20 protein-coding genes are annotated in these 19,665 nt (G+C 60.8%); 8 read left to right on the top strand and 12 right to left on the bottom strand.

The features are described 5' to 3' along the window. Window positions 1–26: 26 nt before the first annotated feature. Both C480_RS00280 and C480_RS00285 read right to left on the bottom strand, forming a co-directional pair. The gene (locus C480_RS00280; RefSeq protein ID WP_006663626.1) at window positions 27–692 is read right to left on the bottom strand and encodes a DUF3267 domain-containing protein; all 666 of its coding nucleotides are present in this window, start codon (window positions 690–692) and stop codon (window positions 27–29) included. A 36-nt stretch (window positions 693–728) separates the two neighbouring features. Continuing rightward, window positions 729–1,145 carry a UPF0146 family protein gene (locus tag C480_RS00285; protein WP_049902959.1) on the bottom strand — a complete coding sequence of 139 codons (417 nt, stop codon included), beginning with the start codon at window positions 1,143–1,145 and terminating at the stop codon, window positions 729–731. 39 nt (window positions 1,146–1,184) lie between these two features. Here C480_RS00285 and C480_RS00290 point away from each other — a divergent pair, with 39 nt between their 5' ends. From C480_RS00290 to C480_RS00300, 3 genes are all read left to right on the top strand, one after another. Beyond that, window positions 1,185–1,706 (top strand): archaemetzincin family Zn-dependent metalloprotease, encoded by a 522-nt coding sequence (locus C480_RS00290; RefSeq protein WP_006107613.1) that lies wholly within the window; start codon window positions 1,185–1,187, stop codon window positions 1,704–1,706. A 138-nt stretch (window positions 1,707–1,844) separates the two neighbouring features. Next, the gene (locus C480_RS00295; protein WP_006663628.1) at window positions 1,845–2,789 is read left to right on the top strand and encodes an ABC transporter ATP-binding protein; all 945 of its coding nucleotides are present in this window, start codon (window positions 1,845–1,847) and stop codon (window positions 2,787–2,789) included. Beyond that, the gene (locus C480_RS00300; protein ID WP_006663629.1) at window positions 2,786–3,643 is read left to right on the top strand and encodes an ABC transporter permease subunit; all 858 of its coding nucleotides are present in this window, start codon (window positions 2,786–2,788) and stop codon (window positions 3,641–3,643) included. Before C480_RS00295 ends, C480_RS00300 begins: the two co-directional genes overlap by 4 nt. Window positions 3,644–3,749: 106 nt before the next feature. Here the strand turns inward: C480_RS00300 and C480_RS00305 are convergent, their stop codons facing one another. Both C480_RS00305 and C480_RS00310 read right to left on the bottom strand, forming a co-directional pair. Beyond that, window positions 3,750–4,397, bottom strand: coding sequence for a hypothetical protein (locus C480_RS00305; RefSeq protein ID WP_241433769.1), 648 nt, complete (start codon window positions 4,395–4,397; stop codon window positions 3,750–3,752). A 424-nt stretch (window positions 4,398–4,821) separates the two neighbouring features. Next, entirely contained in the window at window positions 4,822–5,115 is a 294-nt protein-coding gene (locus tag C480_RS00310) for a helix-turn-helix domain-containing protein (protein ID WP_006663631.1), read from the bottom strand. A 167-nt stretch (window positions 5,116–5,282) separates the two neighbouring features. Here C480_RS00310 and C480_RS00315 point away from each other — a divergent pair, with 167 nt between their 5' ends. The 3 genes from C480_RS00315 to C480_RS00325 all read left to right on the top strand — a co-directional run bounded on the left by C480_RS00315 (window position 5,283) and on the right by C480_RS00325 (window position 7,987). After that, entirely contained in the window at window positions 5,283–5,936 is a 654-nt protein-coding gene (locus C480_RS00315; RefSeq protein WP_006663632.1) for a class I SAM-dependent methyltransferase, read from the top strand. A 124-nt stretch (window positions 5,937–6,060) separates the two neighbouring features. Further along, the gene (locus C480_RS00320; protein ID WP_006663633.1) at window positions 6,061–6,897 is read left to right on the top strand and encodes a hypothetical protein; all 837 of its coding nucleotides are present in this window, start codon (window positions 6,061–6,063) and stop codon (window positions 6,895–6,897) included. 151 nt (window positions 6,898–7,048) lie between these two features. After that, complete coding sequence (locus tag C480_RS00325) at window positions 7,049–7,987, top strand: phosphotransferase family protein (protein WP_006663634.1); 939 nt, start codon at window positions 7,049–7,051, stop codon at window positions 7,985–7,987. Window positions 7,988–8,120: 133 nt separating this feature from the next. On the opposite strand, the gene C480_RS00330 is transcribed toward C480_RS00325, so the two are convergent. The 3 genes from C480_RS00330 to C480_RS00340 form a co-directional block, all read right to left on the bottom strand. After that, complete coding sequence (locus C480_RS00330; RefSeq protein WP_006663635.1) at window positions 8,121–9,935, bottom strand: ribosome biogenesis/translation initiation ATPase RLI; 1,815 nt, start codon at window positions 9,933–9,935, stop codon at window positions 8,121–8,123. A gap of 2 nt (window positions 9,936–9,937) precedes the next feature. After that, window positions 9,938–10,261, bottom strand: a complete 324-nt coding sequence (locus C480_RS00335; RefSeq protein ID WP_006663636.1) for an EMC6-like membrane protein — start codon at window positions 10,259–10,261, stop codon at window positions 9,938–9,940. 87 nt (window positions 10,262–10,348) lie between these two features. Next, window positions 10,349–12,997, bottom strand: coding sequence for a DUF7289 family protein (locus tag C480_RS00340; protein WP_161606990.1), 2,649 nt, complete (start codon window positions 12,995–12,997; stop codon window positions 10,349–10,351). Window positions 12,998–13,394: 397 nt separating this feature from the next. On the opposite strand from C480_RS00340, the gene C480_RS00345 reads away from it, so the two are divergent. Together C480_RS00345 and C480_RS00350 are read left to right on the top strand one after the other, a co-directional pair. Then, entirely contained in the window at window positions 13,395–13,688 is a 294-nt protein-coding gene (locus C480_RS00345; protein ID WP_006663638.1) for a MarR family transcriptional regulator, read from the top strand. A gap of 246 nt (window positions 13,689–13,934) precedes the next feature. Then, window positions 13,935–14,348 (top strand): hypothetical protein, encoded by a 414-nt coding sequence (locus C480_RS00350; protein WP_006663639.1) that lies wholly within the window; start codon window positions 13,935–13,937, stop codon window positions 14,346–14,348. A 98-nt stretch (window positions 14,349–14,446) separates the two neighbouring features. Here C480_RS00350 and C480_RS00355 read toward each other — a convergent pair whose 3' ends face one another. The 5 genes from C480_RS00355 to C480_RS00365 all read right to left on the bottom strand — a co-directional run bounded on the left by C480_RS00355 (window position 14,447) and on the right by C480_RS00365 (window position 19,548). Continuing rightward, window positions 14,447–15,337, bottom strand: coding sequence for an NAD+ synthase (locus C480_RS00355; protein WP_049902962.1), 891 nt, complete (start codon window positions 15,335–15,337; stop codon window positions 14,447–14,449). A 243-nt stretch (window positions 15,338–15,580) separates the two neighbouring features. Next, window positions 15,581–15,712, bottom strand: coding sequence for a hypothetical protein (locus C480_RS24440; RefSeq protein WP_275040258.1), 132 nt, complete (start codon window positions 15,710–15,712; stop codon window positions 15,581–15,583). Between the two features lie 105 nt (window positions 15,713–15,817). After that, entirely contained in the window at window positions 15,818–17,143 is a 1,326-nt protein-coding gene (locus C480_RS00360) for a CitMHS family transporter (protein WP_152423995.1), read from the bottom strand. A gap of 306 nt (window positions 17,144–17,449) precedes the next feature. Further along, a complete protein-coding gene (locus C480_RS24445) occupies window positions 17,450–17,578 on the bottom strand; it encodes a hypothetical protein (RefSeq protein WP_006663642.1) in 129 nt (42 codons plus the stop codon). Between the two features lie 77 nt (window positions 17,579–17,655). Then, window positions 17,656–19,548 (bottom strand): PINc/VapC family ATPase, encoded by a 1,893-nt coding sequence (locus tag C480_RS00365; RefSeq protein ID WP_006663643.1) that lies wholly within the window; start codon window positions 19,546–19,548, stop codon window positions 17,656–17,658. Window positions 19,549–19,665 lie beyond the last annotated feature (117 nt).

Below are 19,665 nucleotides of genomic sequence, written 5' to 3' on the forward strand. Positions count from 1 at the left end.
GGCCGGCGCGACGGACCTGCCCGCGCTCAAAGCAGCGGCGTGCCAGCGACGGCGAACGCGACGAGCAACAATGCGACCGCGTAGAGTACGTCCGCCCACAGCCACGAGAGCACGTTCGCGACGTAGATCACGAGGATGACCGGAACTCCGAGCAGGACGAGCGGCGACCGCCGCCACTTGGCTCGTGCGTGCGCCCAGAGCGTGTTCGCATCGCCGGTGCTCGGAAACGCCTGCATCCCGACTGCGAGCCCGAGCCAGCCGAGGGCGGCCATGCCGATCAGCATCTCCCGGGAGACGGCCGCCGGATCAACCGCGGGGAATCCGCCGCCCGTCGGCGACACGACACCGGTCCCCGTCGCGAGTTCCGCGAAGGCGAGACAGGCGACAAGCGCCACGACGGTGTTGACGAGAAACGGCGCGACGCCGATGAGGAACGCGTCGCGGTACCGGTCCGGTTGTTCGTGGCGGACGTAGCCGGCGGGGTCGCCGAGGCGAAAGTAGACGACCTCGTGAACGCGGACGCCGACGGCCCGGCAGGTTATCGCGTGGGCGAACTCGTGGACGACGACGCCGGGGGCGGTCGCGAGTTCGAGGGCGAACCACAGCAGTGTGCCGAAGCCGGCGATGACGGCCGCGAGAACGACGGTCACGAGCAGTATTGCGAGGAGGGACAGGACAGTATCGGGGAGCACGCGTCGGTTCGAAGCAACGTCCCCGGTGCTGTTAATTCATGCGTCTCGGCTCGACTCGGGATGCGTGCTCACGTACAGCGTTCCAGCTTGGATCGTCTGTCGCTCGACGGGAATCGCCGGTTGGTCGCCGCCGAGCGTCGTAAAGAGAAACGCTGCGTCGGCGGCGTGGGCAACGTCCCGGGCCGGCCGGTGCAGTTCGGGCGGCAGGTTCCGGGCGTAGATCGCGTCCGCGTCGGCGTAGACCGACGGCTCGGGATCGACGATATCGTCTCGGACGAACTGAACTCGTTCGGGAACGTCTCGCTGATAGATATCCGTCGCCGTGACGGCGTGGCCACGTTCCGCCAGCGTCGCCGCCAGCTCGGTTCGTCGGCCGATCCCCACCTCGACGAGTCGGTCGTATGCTGCGAGGACAGTTGTCATCGCCGGTAGATTTCGCCGAGTGTGGCCCATGGCGGGACGTTTATGAGCGAAGCGACCATAGCGTTTGTCATGCTCGTCGACATCGTGCCGGTCGGCAACGTCCCCGCAGCGGTCAAACGGGCAGCGTCCTCGGCGTTACGATCGGTCTACGACTGCGACGTTTCGGTCACCGATTCCCAGCCAGTGCCGGGCGGGGCGTACGACTCCGGTCGCGACCAGTATTCCGCAGAGGCGTTCATCCAACTCGCAGAACGCGTCGGTCGCGGGGGGAAAAACATCGCCGTCACGCCACACGACCTTTTCTACCGCCGTCGGAACTACGTCTTCGGACTCGCCTATCTCGACGGCAGCGGCAGCGTCGTTTCGACCTATCGATTGCAAACCTCGAGCGACGGCGGCTTTTCGAACAAGAGCGCAGGCGAAATTTTCGAGAACCGCGTCCGCAAGGAAATCGTCCACGAAATCGGCCATACATATGGGCTCGAACACTGCGACAACAACCGCTGCGTGATGAACTTCTCGCCGACCGTCCGCGAAGTCGATATCAAAGAAGAGAACCTCTGTGGCAGTTGCCAACGCTTCGTTCGCTGAACCGTTTTCCCCGCTCTCGCTGACCATTGTGTTGCCCGCTTCGCGAACTCGAGAGCGACAGCCGGCAACGATGGGTCTTCTTACTGTCATTGAAACCGTTTGATTAAATACTCCGCTTCACATTACTGCAGCCAACTCATGGCAGCAATCGAAACGAACGGAGTTTCGAAACGGTTCGACGAGACTCACGCCGTTCGAGATATCGATCTTACCGTCGAGAGCGGCGAGGTGTTCGGCTTTCTCGGCCCGAACGGGGCAGGCAAGTCGACGACGATCAATATGCTTCTCGACTTCGTGCGGCCGACAACCGGCGCTATCTCCATTCTGGGCGTCGACCCGCAGGAACAGCCCCGCGTCGTTCGCCGGCGTACCGGCGTGCTTCCGGAGGGGTACGCCTTCTACGATCGCCTCTCGGGTCGCCGTCACGTCGAACTGGCCATCGACATGTACGAGAGCGACGACGACCCGGTCGACATCCTCGCTCGCGTCGGCCTGACCGGAGACGAAGAGACTGCCGTCGGAACCTACTCGAAGGGCATGCGACAGCGCCTCGCCCTCGGTATCGCGCTCGTCGACGACCCCGATCTGTTAATCCTCGACGAGCCCTCCTCCGGCCTCGATCCGAACGGCATCAGAACGCTTCGAGAGATCGTCCGCGAGGAAGCCGACCACGGGACGACCGTCTTCCTCTCGAGTCACGTCCTCGACCAGGTCGAAGCCGTCTGCGACCGCGTCGCCATTATGAACGACGGCACCCTCCTGACCGTCGACACCGTCGACGGCCTCCGAGAAACTCTCGATCCGAACTCGACGCTCATCCTTTCCGTCGATACGGTTCCCGAATCGGTTTCCCAGCGCCTCGCCGAACTGGATCGCGTCGACACCGTCGCTGTCGATGCCGCCAGTACCGGTCGCGGTGGAACAATTTCTATCACCTGTACCGACTCCGGCGTCAAATCCGCCGCTATCGGCCGCGTCGAGGACGCCGGTGCAACGGTGACGGACATCGATGTCGAGGATTCCTCCCTGGAAGAACTGTTCGCAGCCTATACCGCCTCCCCGTCCGACGGTGAGCCGCGATGAACTCGGTCGCTGCGATCGCTCGAACCGACATCGCAGATGCGATCCACTCCCGGACACTCTGGGGTACGACGGGGCTCATGACTGCCCTCGTCGCCATCTCCTGGCTCAGTCTCAGTACCGAATTAGTCGAGCAGGTAGACACACCGCTGTTGACCGCTATCGACTCGTTCGGTCTCTGGGTTCCGCTCGTCGCGATCGTCCTCGGTTACGAGGCCGTAATCGGCGAACGCGAATCCGGTCGCATTCGCTTTCTCCTCGGACTCCCGAGCACGCGTCGGGAACTGATCATCGGCAAGTACCTGAGTCGCGTGAGCGTGCTGGTAACCGCGCTTGTCGCCTCGCTCGGTGTCCTTGCAGTGCTCGTCTTCGTCCGTGTCGACGAAATCCCGCTCGTTCCGTTGCTCAGCGCCGTGATACTGCTCGTCCTCTACGGACTTGCGTGGATCGGGATGGCGGTCGGCGTGTCGAGTATCGTCTCGTCGAAAACGCGCGCGGTCGCAGTCGTCGTCGGTCTCTACGCGCTGTTCGGACCGCTCTGGGGACAGATCGTCCTTCCCGCCTGCGTCCGGTTTGGTGAACTCGTCACGGGGACGACGCAGTCGATCAACCTGACGGGACGGCTCACGTACGCCGACGAGCCAACGTGGTTTCTGTACGTGGCCCGTCTCAGCCCGCTCGAAGCCTTCGACGCTGCCCGCTACTACATTCGAGATCTCCTCGAGATCGCGCTGGTGGGCGGCCAGACGACCGCCGCTCACGGGCCGAATCTATTCGGACTCGCCGTCCTGCTCTGCTGGGCGATCGCGCCCGTCGCTCTCGGCGTTTGGTTCTTCGATCGAGTCGATCTCGAGTAACCGTTGTCTCTCCGGTATCGGTTTCGTTCATGCCGCCACTCTGGTCAGCAAGGCACCCAAATTGCCGCTTGGACGACCAGAGAAAAAGGAAATGGTCAGTGTTCGATCAGCAGCCGCAACTGTCCGTGATGATACACTCGCCGTCGTCGCAGGTGTTACACTTTTTCTTGTACCGCCCGACGAAACACCAGTCCTCTTCGCAGGCGCAACCGTCGCAGTTGTCGCCGGAACAACTGTCGGCTGACGCTTCGCTGTCGCTTTCGGAGACGGTCAGATCGGATTCGAAACGCCGGTATTCCTCTCCATCGGGTGCTGTGTATAGCACGACAGCACCACCGTCTTTCGGGAAGAGAGCGGCCGACGGGATCGCCTCCTCGCCGAAGCTAACCTGTAGTCGCCCACGGGTGGTGGACGTCGTAAATGCGATCTGCTTGTTTCCATCGGTGTACGTCCGATGGATCTGTCCGTTTTCGTCGAACTGCTGATTCGGCAATACGTCCAGCGACGCCTCCTCGAGCAGTCCATCCGCCGCCAACCTGCGTAGTAAGCGCTTTCCGCTCCGGACGTCGGTCGGGACTGAAACGTCCCGGGATTCGAGGACGACCCCTTCCGCCTTCAGTTCCGAGAGGCCGAACGAAGTCGCTGACGCGCTCGCGGACGTGGCGGAAACCGCTCCGAGACCGGCGACGGTCGCAACCGATGATTTGCGAAGCAATGCTCGTCGACTCGTCTGTGTGATGTCATCTTGGGACATCAATACGTGATCCATCATCAAAGAATAAAATATTTTCCCAGATTTTTAGGCTTCAACTATCTCTATGTATATAAAATACCGGCCTATCTGTTTACGATAACAAGAATTAGACCAGTTGATTTATTTACTATTATCAGAGCGGACACTTTCGGCATTCCTACTCGGACTCGTCTCGGCGAGTTCGTTTTCGAAGCGTGCTCGCGACGCACTTACCTGATGGCGTCGTTCGATACCGGCCCCGTCGCGAACAAGACTGAACTCTCGGCGTTCAATCCGTCGAGAAGGATGGGACTGAGACTATCGTTCCGGACGATTGATGGGAACTATCATCACGAAGCGCGTTTAGCGCCCCGCTCGCTGCGTTTCACACGCGTTCGTACAAGTCGATCGGTGCGGTGTGCGAGGTGTCGTTCTCGGTCACAACTCATCCGACTTCCGCCTCGAACGGCCGATTGGGAGGCATCTGTTCGATCAATTCCGTCTGTTCTTTGTACCCCTTGTAGGCCGTAATGGCTATGACTCCCCGTTCCGTGAGCGTGTACTTTCCATCCGCTTTCATCACTAACCCGTGCTCACTGAGCCGTCTGTGGATGTTGTACACCGTACTCTTCGACACGTCGAGTTCCTCCGCTAACTCCCGTTTATATTTCGGTGACTCCCGCAGCGACATGAGGGCATCTGCGTGCTGGCAGACGACCGTCACGATCTCATCGCTCATACTGGATTACATTATAGTGTACGAACATAAATGGTGTGGGGAATAGTTATGGGTATTGCTTATTAGATGATACTCCCCGTCTCTGCGGCATTTCTTCTGCTCGATGGATCGACGAAGCCGTCTCTCTCACCCATACATTTTCATTGACCGACTGACATCGGTTTCGTATGGTTACCGCTCAGCCCTTCGAGACGCTTTCCGAGGAATACGACGACTGGTTCGAGACACACGATGGGGCCTACCGCGCCGAACAGGCGGCGCTCGAACGAGTGCTTCCGGAGACGTTCGATAGCCGCCACGACCGCGCCCTCGAAATCGGCGTCGGTACCGGTCGCTTCGCGGCCCCGCTCGGGCTTTCTCTCGGACTCGATCCCGCTCGAAACGCGCTTGAGCGAACGCGGGAACGCGGGGTCGATCCCGTTCGCGGCGTCGCTGAATCGCTGCCGTTCGCTGCGGGGACACTCGATCTCACGCTGTTCGTTACCGTCCTCTGCTTCGTTGACGACCTCGAAACGACGCTTTCGGAGGCCCGTCGCGTCCTCGCGGACGATGGCACGCTTGTCGTTGCCGTCCTCGACCGTTCGAGTGCAGTCGGCCAGGTGTATCAGGAACACAAAGACGAGAGTCCCTTCTACGCCGACGCCGAGTTCTTGACTGGCGACGCGGCCTGCCGTGAACTCGAACGGGCAGGATTCGTGATCGAAGACCGAGCACAGACTGTCTTCGAGGATCCCGCGACGATCGATCCCGAGGCGACACCGTTGCGTGAGGGCCACGGTGATGGGTTGTTCGCCGTGATCCGCGCGAGCCCTGTACCCTGAGCGGCTGCGAGGGGTCGATGAAGGCCGGGAAACGACTTACCTTGCCGGCGCCCGTAGGTCGAGACGACCGGGTCGACTCCCGTGAGTACTGTCGGTCGAAAGCGGAGCCGACCCGAGGTGAACTGTGACAGACGAGGACCCGACGCCGAACTCGCGTTCGAACGCCGCCCCAAATCATGGCGGGACCGACGGGAACGGCGAAATCGAGATCGAAGTCACACGCGGCGAGACGGATGTCTCTGCGGATGACTCCGACAAGCGGCGAACTGAGCGTGAGTCTCGTTCTCCCGATGAATCCGCGTCCGAAACCGACCTCGCGGACGAGCTCGGGCGTATCGACGTGATGACGACCCCCGAGGGATACGTCGAGGGACGAATTACCGACGTGACCCCACTCGACGCCACCACGGTCGAACTTACCGTTTTACTGCCCCACGGAGAGACGCGTTCGTTCGCGCTCGAGAAACCGATCCCGTGGTCCGAGGAATTCCTCCTCGCGCGACTCGTCGCGGACATCGGCTACGACGCGGCCTCGATCGACCACATTATCGGCGAACCCGTCTACCTGGTCCGAACGGATGCGGGACCCGAAACGCCGCCCAATGAACCCGGAACAGGAAGCGATTGGTGGACGGCATCGATGCAGGCCGCAAGCGACGCCATCCTCTCGTCGCTTTCGGGCGGCCGCTACCGAATCGAGACGGCCACCGAACCCGAGTGGCAACTCGTGGACCCGCTCGACCGCCCGGACACGTCGCCCACCGAACCACCGGATACGACCGCTGACCTCGTCGGAACGGGGCTGATCCTCACCGGAACCATCATCGCCGCCGCCGGTGCCGTCGTCGGTGCCACGGGTGAACTCGTCGTCTCGAGTTCGGTCGTCGCCGCCGTGTTGCTCGGATTGCTGGTTGTTCTGACCGGCCTCGTTGTCCTTTTCCGAACGAGCCACACGGAGTAACAGCGTCGGCAACGGTGCTGCGTCGCGGTGAACTCGTGTCCGATACGCTTTTATTACGGTACCGTAACTCATAGCTATCTTCTGTCGACCGGAGCGGCGGCGCTGTAGCACTGTCTCCGGTCGGCAACCCCCCGTTAGCGGGACCGAACTAATGACACAGCAACTCGTTTCGACGCTCGAATCGTACGCCGACGACGTAGTAGTCGGTCGCCGACTCCACGACGTGCCGCCCTACCGCGTTTACGAGGTGTATCTGGACGGCCGTCAAGCGGCGGTGAAAGTTGACGCCCACCCGCGCGGTCACGCCGCCGCCGAGGGCCGCGTTCACGAGTTCGTCGCAACGCAGACGGGCGTTTCCGTTCCCGCGGTGCTCGCCGTCGGCTCCGACCACTACGTGACTGCCTGGTGCGATGAACTCGAGCGCTCACCCGCCCCACTCGAGACGATCGATTCCGAGTGGGCGGCCGCTGCTGGTCGCTGGCTCGGAACGTTGCATACCGAGACGGCGGGTGCGTTCGACGGGTTCGGCCGGCCCCGTGACGGCGACTCCGGCATCGAACTCGAGGCGCACGCCGACTGGATCGAAGCCGTCCGTGCGCGTCTTTCCTTCCACCGGTCGTTTCTCGAACCGATTGGATACGGGACCGTCGTCGACGCCGTCGATCAGTTCTTCGAAACGCATGACAACGCTTTCGACGGAGCCGGGGAGCCCGTGCTCTGTCACGGCGATATCCACCCTGAACACCTCGCTCGAACCGGTGACGGACCTGTGGCGATCGATTTCGAACACGCGCTCGTCGCGCCCGGCGAGTACGATTACTGGCGAACGGTGGTCCCGTACTTCGAAGCCCGCAACGATGTCGACGACTCCGTGACGCGAGCGTTCCGGGCCGGATACGAATCCGTCCGCTCAGTCCCCGCTGCTCTCGAGCAACGAAAGCCAGCGTATCGTCTGCTCCTGTTGCTCGAGTTCATCGAATCGCTCCATCTCCAGCGGCGAGGCGACCCGTCGACACGTACGACCCGCGGTGACCGGTTCCGAGAACTCGTCTTCGAGACGCTCGAGGAGTTGCGCGAGAAAGCGAACTAAGTACCGCACAATCTCGGCGACTCTCCTCCACGATCGACGACTCCGACGACTCCGACGACTCCGACGACTCCGACGACTCCGACGACTCCGTCGTCTTTCGTCGGCGTGACGGTGTGATGGCCCGATACGACGATCAGGGCGCGTAGTAATACTCTCCTTCGCGCTTTTGCTCGCGGTCTAACTGCGAGTCCGGCTTGTTGATCCGCGGCCGCGAGGTCCGTTCGTCCCGCCGGAACGTAACCTCGAGATTCGCGAGGAACTCGTTCATGCCGTCGCGCATCGGCTGTGGCTGGCCGGCGTGACCGTGCGCTGCGGGTTCGCCGTCGAAGACCATCAGCCGGTCCGCCAGCAGGTCGATCATGTAGGTGTCGTGGTCGATGACCATCACGGTCGAGTCCTGCTGTTCGGCGTAGCGTCGGATCGCACTCGTCGCCTGCACGCGTTGTTCGACGTCCAAGTGCGCCGAGGGCTCGTCGAGCAAGTAGAGATCCGCGGACTCGGACAGGCAGGCTGCGATGGCCACCCGCTGGCGCTCACCGCCCGACAGATCCGAGAGATTCTGCTCCATGATCCGCTCTAACTGGAGCGGCTGGGCGATTTCCGTGTTCCAGTAGGATGAGCCGAACTGATCCGTGATCGACGAGAGGAAGGCATCAACTCGCATCGGCTGGTCGATCGTCACGTACTGGGGTTTGTAAGAGATGTCCAGATTCAGGTCGGCGTCGCCGGTATCGGGCTCGAGATTCCCCGTCAGCAACTTCGCGAACGTCGACTTCCCGATCCCGTTCGGGCCGACGATACCGAGCACTTCGTTCCGGTGAATCTCGCCACCCTCGACTTCGAGACTGAACTCGCCGTCACCGTAGCTCTTGGTGAGGTCGGGATAGTCGACGAGTACGTCGCCGTGGGTCGCGGTTCGGGGCGCGTGCTCCTCGAACTCGATCGGATTCTGGCGAATTCGCATGTTCTCGTTGTCGAGATAGCCCGCGAGGTATTCGTTGATCCCGTTGCGGACTGATTTCGGCGATGTGATGACACCATAGGCACCGGGTTCACCGTAGGCGACGTGCAGCGTGTCCGCGAGCAGGTCGAGAATCGCGAGGTCGTGCTCGACGACGAGCATCGACTTTCCCGCTTCTTCGGCGAGTTCACGGATCAGTCTAGCCGCGGTGACGCGCTGGCCGATGTCGAGGTAGGGCGTGATCTCGTCCAGGAAGTAAAAGTCCGTATCGCGAGCGAGCGTCGCGGCGAGTGCGACCCGTTGGAGTTCGCCGCCGGAGAGATCCTCGATCGCCTGGTCCATGACGGGACCGATCGACAGGCGTTCGACGAGGCCGTCAAGAGCATCTCGTTCGTCCGTCCGCTCCAGCAGTTGGCGGGTGTTGCCGTCGAACTGGTTCGGAATCTGATCGACGTATTGGGGTTTTCGGGCGACGGTGATCTCGCCATCGCGGATGTCCGCGATGTAGTCCTGGAGTTCGGTGCCGCGGTACGCCTCTAAGACATCGTCCCAGTCCGGCGACTCCTCGTAGCGTCCGAGGTTAGGTTCGAGTTCGCCGGCGAGGATACGAACGGCGGTCGTTTTCCCGATGCCGTTGGGCCCGAGGATACCGGTGACCTGTCCTTCCTGCGGTGCGGGCAGGCCGTACAGCGAGAAGGCGTTCTCGCCGTAGCGGTGGGCGGGTTCGTCCTCCAGTTCCTGGGGCAGGTTGATGATCTCGATGGCGTCGAAGGGACACTTCTCGACGCAGATTCCGCAACTCTCGCCGAGACAGATCTCCTCGGAGATGCGGACCTGTTCGGGCTGTCCCTCCGCGGTTTCCTCGCCGCGGAGCGTAATGCACTCTTTGCCCGTTCGGTTCGGTGGGCAGTAGTTCTTGCACTCGTAGCTACAGCGGTCGGGTTGACACCGATCTAGGTCTACGACGGCGATGCTATCGTCGGCCATGGTTATGCCGTCGACTCCGCGGTAAGCAGGATGCCCCACGTCACGAACCACATTGCGAAGGTCATGAACGTGATGAACAGGTGGTGTTTCATCCCAAACTCGTCGTCGGCGTAGATGTTCGTGAAGTTGAAGAGAACGAACTGGACGACGATCGCACCGAGGACGAGAAACAGCGCTCGCGTATCGCTGGCGGCGGTGTCTACCGGGAGGTCTCCGGTAAGCGCCACGGAGGCGAGTGCGGCACCGACGCCGAGTAGCGCGGCCAGCGCGGTGACGCTGATGGAGCGAATATGCTCCCGTCGGTCGCTAATCGATTCGGTCGACATGGGTGTGACTCTGTCGTCGGTGGTGAAAAGGGGTTCGGGTTCACCGCCTCATAGAATCGCGTACTCGGAGGCGATCCGTCCGTGCGGTTACGAGTCGATTTCGACCGTCTGCTCGGCGACGTTGACCGCGTAGCCGCTCGTCGTCGTCCGCTCGTGGGTGACCGAGATTTCGACCTGGACCTCCGAGTCGATCTCGATCTCTTCCTTTGCGATTTTCTCGAAGAGGTCGTAGAGTTCGCCGGGGTCCTCGGCGCTGTAGTACTCGCCGCCGGTTTCTTCGGCCCAGTCGGTGAGTTTTCCTTCGGGAATCGAATCTCCTGCGTCACCGTGGAGTCCGACCGTGTACAGCGTAACATTGTCATTTTTCGCTCGATCAACTTGGGTGTCCATGACCGAATCACCGTTGCCACTGTTTTTCCCGTCACTCAAGAGAATCGAAATCCGCTCTTGGCCATCCTTCCCTCTGCTATCGTAGTCGTCAAGTGCCTTCTCGAGACCGGATCCCATATTCGTCCCGCCGTAGGCGTTTCCGACGACGTTCTCCCTGGCTGCGTCGAGGTCGCCGTCCAGATGGTGAAGGGTGTTCCCGTCAGTATCGAACTCGTAGACACCGGCCCGATCGCCCTCCGATTCGTTCATCAGATCGATGAAATTCGTCGTTGCGTTGACTCGTTCTCCAGTTGGGTCATTTCCTGAATGGCTATAGAAACCGAGATCGCCTCTCTCATTACAATATGGTCCAATGCAGGTTCTATCGAGAACTCGTACTTTATCCCAGTTACTTGGATGAGCGTAATCTTCTTGATATGTTAATATTTCTGTTTCTCCTGTTGTAGTATTCTTGACTTCTATATCATGTTGTATCCAATCGCCGAAGAAGCTCTCAGTATGGGTATTTCGAAATGCTTCATCGATTTCGTCTGGGATTAGTTCCCAATCATTACCAGTTATTCTAATCTCATTCTGGGGTGTATATGTGCCGCCATAGGTGTTGTGCGGCCCCATCGACCCGGAACTGTCGAGGATGAACGTCGCGTCGATCGGCGGTCTGGATTCGCCGTACTCGAAGAGGAGATCCTCGTCGCCGTCCGAAAACGGCGTGTCCGTCCGCAGCGACCGGTCGAAGTTGATGTTGACGTTATCCTCAATGCCAATATCGTTGCCGGCGACGATCGCCCCGTCGATGGTCGTTCCACCATCAATCTGTACGTTCGCACCCGGCGCGTAGATGACGCCCTGGAAGTCGCCGTCGACCGTGACCGTCGAGTCGTTCGTCGCGTAAATCCACAGCGAGGACGCCCGGTCGTCCGGGTGGATCTCGACGTTGGAGACATCGACGTTTCCATCGACGTAGAAACTCGTTTGATTATCGCCGTAGACGTCGACGCCCGAGAGTTCGAGATCGTCCTCGACACCAACGTGGATGTTGCCGTCGCTCGAATCGAGCGTACTGATACTGTTGCCGTCGTTTTCGAGACCTTCGTAGATTCCTGCGGTAACGCTTCCACCGGCTGTGGAGTCGCTGCGCAGATACTCGTCGAGTAGCGTGTCTATCTCGTCGTTGATCGAGTCGATGCTCGTATAGGAAGATGAAAGTTCAGTGGCAAGCGCCTGTTCGTGTGCATCGAGCCAGTAGGCGTTGTCCTCTTCGAACGGCCGTCCCTGTGGACCGGGATCCACGGACACGCCGTAGCCGATCTGTGAGATCGTCGGATTCCCTTTCGATCCGAGTTCACCGTTGACGACGGGAATTCCATCGATATTCGCGTGGTTCTGGAGGTCGTAGTTCTCGTAATCCGCGAGGAGAAGATCGTTCGTGACGTTTTGGGTTGACTGATGATCGTCGTATGCGGTCACCGTCAGCGGCGAATCGACCGTCTTGTCCGACCCTGAAACGTACAGTCCGCCATAAACTGTCGGCTCGATATCGACGAGATTCGCGAGCGGCGTCTCGCCGTCGACGCCGGCGACGACCGTAACCGTTTGCTGGTCTTCCTCGTGGCAGATAATATTCGTCGTGACCTGCGTCGCCGGCTTGCAGTCGTGTCCGGGAACGTTCGCCTCGTCGGTCGCGTTGAACTCGTCTTTCAGAAAGTCGTACCAGCCGTTGTGGTACGCGCTATCCGATACTTCGACCGTGACGTAGTTCACGTACTCGAGTTCATCGCCGCGAAGATCGAACTCCTGTGTGGTACCCGATTCGACGGTGTGTTCACCGGAGCCGACGGCTCCCTCGACTGTTGTCGGTGAGAGGTCGAGTCGACCGACCTGTTCGCCGTCGGCCATCTCGGTGTAATATCTGATATTCGGATCCGCAACCGCCTGGGCACGATTATTGTCGATGCGCCAGACACCGCCCGCCTGATAGGCGAACTCGTTTCCGGCTTCGTCGGTCGAGACGATCGTCTTGAGATCGATTGAGGTCTCATTACTCGCGTATCCATCGGAGATATTAACCGTCAATTTGCCGTCCATAACCAGTTCGCTATCACCGCCCAGATAGACCGTTTCTTTGGTATCGTTTTGCAACCCGGCTGAGGAGAGATCGCTATCGAACTGTTTGAGTTCTTGCTCCGTTTTCTCAGCGTGGGTCTCCCCCGATATCGCATCGAGTGCGCCTGAGCCGACCATCAACACAAGACCCGCCCCGATAAACACCATCGCGAAAAGCAAGATCACACCGAGTACCGGTGTGACCCCGCGGTCCCCGTCCCCGTTTGCTGAATGAGCTGCCACACCTTTCATTGGCTGACTCTATTTATTACTTATACTTAAAATGTAGTGTATACGCGCAGGAAATAGTTAAGAAGCGACCACTCTCACGACCGATCGATGACGCGGTTTTCGGTTCGAAAACGAGGAGCCGTTGAGTGGAGAACGGTTGCTGCTAGAGTGGTCACTGAACGACAGCGCCACCCGGTGGCACAGCCGTCGTACGATCGGTGCGTAACCTGTTTCAGTTTACGAGAGAGTTCGAACCCGGCGCCGTTGCTGACCAGCCGGTCAAATAATGATACTGGGGTATAGAACGCCTTTCAGCGCATTTTGAGTTGGATATTATAGTGTATTTTAAAAGAGAGTCCACTCGGGAGAGGCTCAACTTTTATACTGCTGGGAGCTTTCGATTCGTAATATGGTAGATACCGATCTGGAGGAAATCGAAGACTTGCCTCCGAGCGCCAAACTCGTTTTCAAGGTTCTCGAGTACGACGGGCCGCTCACCCAGAAGCAAATCGTCGAGGAGTCGATGCTCTCGGCTCGGACGGTCCGATATGCACTGGAACGGCTCGAGGAGATCGGAACCGTTGATGAGGACATCTATTTCGCGGACGCTCGTCAAAGCCTCTACCGACTGACGGATCCCGTTGCTGCCGATGGCAATGGCGTCGATGAGTCGCCGAAGAAAGACGCCTGCTGTGCGGAGTAACGCGCGATGTCGACGGGCTGAGACGACCGCGTTCATCGGGAGCGGCCGAACATAGACCGGTTTCGTCGGGATGAAACGCGAAGATGTCTCGACCACTCGCCCGAAAGCGCCTCGAATGACTTCCCGAAGACGGGGTACTGCACTAATACTGTTTCCGCGAGTTCATCGCTGGCTATTCGATCGGCCGTTCGGTTGCCGGATCGGTGAGAACGGCAGGATTATTTCGACTGAGTGATGACTCGCGCTATGGATAAGGAAACCCTACCGCGCTGGGGGTGGTTGCTGGTCGGACTGTTCGTGGCGGCGATGACCGCGAATCTGTTCAACCTTCTTGTGCTCGGCCGGGCCGGATTTCCCGAGGAGTATCGGGTTATCACCGTCATCACGGCGATGGCACCGGTATTGATCTACGTCGGTGTCTGGTACGACGAGGAGCGCCAGCAGTACTGGGAGCAGTCACGGGCACATATCGTCGGCGATGTCGTCTTTCTCCTCTCCGGTGCGGCGATCGGGTCGGCGATTGCGATCGTTGCCGTCGCCGACTTCGGTCTCCGGCAGTTTCTGCAGGATATCCTGGCGATGGTTACCGGGTTCATGCTCGCGTGGGGGCTGTTCTGGTGGCGGAACCCGGCCCTGTATCGGTCCGAAACTGACCAGTGAGGCCGGAATTGGCGAACGCCGTCGAGTTCAGAAGACGGGTTGTCGACCCGATTCAGAGCGGCTGCATACCGGCAATTCGGATCGGCTGCACACCGGCGTTACAGCGGGGTTCGGAGGTGGTCGAGTCCCGGCGTCGGTGGCAGGGTTCGTTTGTGCTCGGTTTCCGCGGAGAGCCACGCGATCGCTCGCGCAGTTTCTCCGTCGAGGTCGAGTTCGGCTGCGGCGTCGGTGACCGAGCGGTCGTCGTCGACGAGTCGTCGCAGCAGTGGGTCGATCGTTTCGTAGGAGGCACCGAGTTCACCGGCGTCGGTCTGGTCGGCCCAGAAGCCCGCGGTCGGGGGCTTGCTGATGATCCGTCGTGGGATTCCGATCCGCGCTGCGAGTGCGCGGACTTCGGTTTTGTAGAGGTCGCCGATCGGGTAGGCGTCGGCTGCGCCGTCGCCGTATTTGGTGAAGTAGCCGAGGAGGAGTTCCGAGCGATTCGCGGTCCCGAGCACGAGCCGGTGTTCGCGGTTCGCCGCGTAGTAGGCACAGCACATCCGGAGGCGTGCGATCACGTTCCCGAGTTCACAATTTCGCTCGTGCGGGCGGTCGCCGTCGTCGATCCGTGATTCGAGTTCGCTCGTGACGGTTTCTTTGAACGCGTCGAGAAGCGGCCGGAGCTGAATCTCGGTGAACTCCATGCCGAGCCCGTCGGCGATGGTCCGGGCGTCGCGGGCGTCTGCACGTTCGGCTTTGTGACAGGGGAGGGCGAGTCCGAGGACGTTGTCAGCACCCAGCGCCTCGACGGCCAGGGCAGCCGTGACGGTCGAGTCGATGCCGCCGCTCATGGCGACGACGGCGCCGTCGGCGCTTGCATCGTCGACGAGCGTTTGAATCGACTGAACGATCCGCGACTGAACCGTTTCGAGCCGGCCTCGATCCATAATGAACGATTCGGGCGGTGCCTCCGTCTCTGTGGGGACGCTTGTACTACTTTCAGCACACATAGTGCATCAACACCATTGTTTTGACAGTATATTCAAACATCCGTCTCATATATATGACTACCCCTTAAACAGCTAGTAGTCCTTCCCCGTGTGTCAGTTACTTACCGGCGACTATCGCCATCCGGCACCGTCGAACTGCCGTCACGGTTTCGAAACCGGCCACTCTGCGGACGGGAGACCCGTCACGCTCCGCGTTATCATAGCGAAATGAACACAATTATACTCAACCACTACACACGGTGATCAAATGTCGACGCCGACGGCGAGCCCTGGTGGGGTGTCCCGCCGCTCGCGGAACTCGGCTGCGGCGCTATACTTGAACTCGTCGGTGACCGCCTCGTCGCGATCTCCGACGGGCGCATGTACGGTCTGCACAAGAAACCGGGGCGGCGATACACGCTCTTCTCGTGAGCCGTGAGCCGGGAGCAGTGAGCCGTGAGCCGTAGGCCGTGAGTTGGGAGTCGGTAACCGGTAGTCGTCCTACAGCGGAATCGCGCCCAACAGTAGCGCGACCGCGAGGATGATCGACGACGGGATGACCATCAGCGGCAGCGTGAACTTGATGTGCTCTCCGAGTTCGACGCCGGCCAGGCCGATGAGGAGGTACGTGGCTCCCGTGAACGGTGAGACGGGGAAGCCGACGGTTTGGCCGACGAGCGAGGCGCGGACGACCGCGACGGGGTCGTGTCCGTACGCGGCGCTCGTTTCGGCGAAGACGGGAAGCACGCCGAAGTAGAAGGCGTCCGGGCTGAACAGCAACCGTGCGGGCAGCGAGACGACCGCGACGATGAGCGGCAGTTGCGAGCCGAGTACGTCCGGAATGAGATAGACCAGTATATTGGCCATTTCCGTGATCATCCCGCTCTCTTCGAGGACGCCGATGAGGACGCCGGCGGCGAAGAGGATGCCGACGTAGGTCATCACGTCGGGGGCGTAGGATTCGAGCACCTCCTTTTGCTTCTCGTACTCCGGCACGTTCACGAGCAGTGCGATAACGACGCCGATCATGAACGAGACTTCCGGCGACGTGATTCCTGCGATAAGAACGCCGAGGACGGCGACCGTGAGGGCGAAATTGAACCACCACTTCCAATCGACCGAAACCTCGCGGCCGTCCACTGCGTCGTCGATCAGCGACTCTTCGTCGACGCCGTCGAACGCGGTTACCGCGTCCAGATTCTCCCGAATCCGCCGGCCGTAGTAGGCGCTGATGCCGAAGACGGAGAGCATGCCTGCGACCTGTGCGGGGATCATCGGGTTGAACACGTTCGAGATCGTCGCCGGATCGATCGCCGCGACGCCGCGAACGACCTGCCCGCCCCACGGGACCATGTTCATCGTCCCGGCGGTCAGCGCGACGAGCGCGGCGAGGATTTTCCGATCGATGTCGAGCGCATCGTACAGCGGGAGCATCGCCGGAATCGTGATCAGCATCGTCGTTGCGCCGGCCCCGTCCAGGTGGGTGACCATCGCGAGGCCGACGGTTCCGATCGTGAGCAACGCCGGTTTGTCGATGATGCTACTTACGATGCGCGAGATGAACGGGTCGAAGAGTCCGCTGTCCCGCATGATACTGAAGTACCAGACGGCGAACGCGAACATCGCCGTAATGGCGACGATCCCTTGCAACCCTTCTTCCGCAAACGTCGCGAGTTCGTCCGGCGAGAACCCAGCGAGCAAGGCGGCAACCGTTGGAACGATAATTAGTGTCGGGATTACGTAGAGTTGCTTTCGTATGACAAGAAAAAGAATGAGGAATATAGCACTGTAGCCGATAACTCCGAGCATCAAGCCAGATACTGCCATGTATATCGACAGCCAATAACAGCATAAAAATCCACACATATATCCCAAGATATACGATATCTGTCTACGTCACATTTTGCTGCCAGCGACAGGTGATGTCGTACCCGGTACTCGACCGCGCTCCGACCGCACTGCGGTGAGTTTCGCTCGATTACGTCGTCGGAAGAGTGACCGCGTCGGTCGCCGTACTTACGGGCGCCCGCCATCCGAACTCGAAGACACAGGGGCGTCTTCGGACGGGTTCAGTTACAACATCTACGCTAAAAGAACCGCTCGCTCGGAGTCACTCGCTCGCGGTACAATACACTACGAAGGGACGATCGTGATCGGGTCTTTCCGGTCGATCGCCTGCTCGAGTTCGTCCGCGATGGCGCTGCCGCGCGAGACCTGGATCTCACACGCGTACCTTTTTCTCGTCGGGTTCGCTCGTTTCACTCGCTCACCGCTCCTCCAAAAAATCTACGCTAAAAAAGAGCCGCTCGCTCGGAGTCACTCGCTCACGGTACAATACACTACGAGGGAACGATCGTGATCGGATCTTTCCGATCGATCGCCTGCTCGAGTTCGTCCGCGATGGCGCTGCCGCGCGAGACCTGTATTTCGCCGCCGCGGCTCACCGTTGCGGTGAAGAGATAGTCGCCGCCGGCCTGGACTTCGACGGTTTCACCGTGGTTGCCGTCGACGGGGATGACGATGTGTCGGGAGGTGATCTCGGGGGTGACCATTTGGCCTGCGGCCTGGCCGCCGCTTCCGGTACCGGCACCGCCACCGCTGCCGTTTGCACTGGCTCCGGCCCCGGCCCCGTAGTTCGGGTTCTCGTCGTGGGTCCGCACGTCGATGTCGATCCCGAGTCGGTTTTCGATGTCCGTGATCCGGCCGCCGCCCTTGCCGATGACCGTCGAGATGTCGTCCTCCTCGACGTAGACGACGGCTCTGTCTTGACCCTTGAGGAGGACGTCGACGTAGCCGCGGGCGACCGAGCGGATCTCGCGTTCGATCTCCTGCTTGGCGATGCGGTCGACGCCGGACTCGCTGCCGGGACCGCCCTCCTCGTCTTTGAGCGGGACGGTGACGACCTGGCGGTTGAAGGTGTAGATCTCGTACTCTGGGTCGCCGGTCTCGAAGTTCGTAACCTGAATCACGGGGCGGGCCAGGTCCTCCTCGGTGAGTCCGGCGGGGACCTTGACCTCCGTGCGCACGTCGTAGACGGTTTCGACCTCGCCGGCCTCGATGTAGACGACGGTGTCGACGACCTGGGGGATCATCCCGAGTTCGACGCGACCGACGAGGCGCTGGAGTGCGTCGATCGGCCGGGTCGCGTGGACGACGCCGATCATACCGACGCCGGCCAGGCGCATGTCCGCGAAGACCTCGAAGTCGTCGGTCTTGCGAACCTCGTCGTAGATGGTGTAGTCGGGTCGGACCATCAACAGGGCGTCCGCGGTTTTGGCCATCTCGCCGCCGAGTTCAGTGTACTGGGTGATCTCGGGGCCGACCTGGAGGTCGCGGGGCTTTTCCATCGTCTTGACGGCGTAGTCGTGGTTCGAGATGTACCGGGCGACTGCCTGGGCGAAGGTCGACTTCCCGGCTCCGGGGGCACCGGAGATGAGGACGCCGCGCTGGCGCTCCAGCAGGCGATCCTTCAACTCTTCGGCGTTCTCGTAGTCTTCGATGTCCGTCTGGGCGATCGGCCGGACGGCGGTGATCTCGATGCCGTCCGCAAACGGCGGGCGGCCGATGGCGATCCGGTAGTCCCGAAACTGGACGATCTTCATGCCCGGTTCCGAGAGTTCGATGAAGCCCTCGGGGGACTCCTTCGCGCCGTCGACGACCTCGCGGGCGTACTCGTCCATCGTGGCCTCATCAAGTGGTTCGTCGGCGATCTCCTCGTAGCGCATCTCGCCGAGTTCGCCGCGCTTTGCCATCGGGACCGTGTTCGTTTTCAGGTGGACGCTCATCGTCGACTCGTCGAAGTAGTTCTCGACGGTGAGCGTGCCCACGTCGACCTCGCGGGTTTCCGGGGCGACGTGTTGGACATCGAGCCCCTTCGCCTCGGCGACCTCGGCCTGGACGATGTCGCTCGTCAGGAAGGTCGCGTCGAGGTCCTCGGCTACGTCGCGAATGAGCGCGTCGATCTCGCCCTCGGAGGCGTGGCCGCGCTCGATGGCGTTCGGCCGCTCGCCGACGTACTCGAGTTCGATGACGCCGTCGTCGGCGAGATCGGCCAGGCGCTGGAGCTCCTCCAGGCCGTCCCAGCCGGTCTCGATGCCGTCGTTCGCCTGCGCCTCGAGTTCCGCGACGACCGCTTCCGGTACCGAGATCGTCGCTCCCTCGAACTGCCCATCGTCAATCGTCGCCGAAACGCGGCCGTCGATGACCACGCTCGTATCCGGCACGACGTTCATACGGGACGTTGGTTTCCCGACGGCAATAAGGGTGTCCTCGCGACGGCATCCGTGTCCAGGCCAGATCGGGCGACGGTTTCGGCCGGTGTTACAGCCGGTGCAATCAACACGCTCGCC

Source organism: Natrialba aegyptia DSM 13077 (assembly GCF_000337535.1).
GTDB classification, from domain to species: Archaea; Halobacteriota; Halobacteria; order Halobacteriales; family Natrialbaceae; genus Natrialba; species Natrialba aegyptia.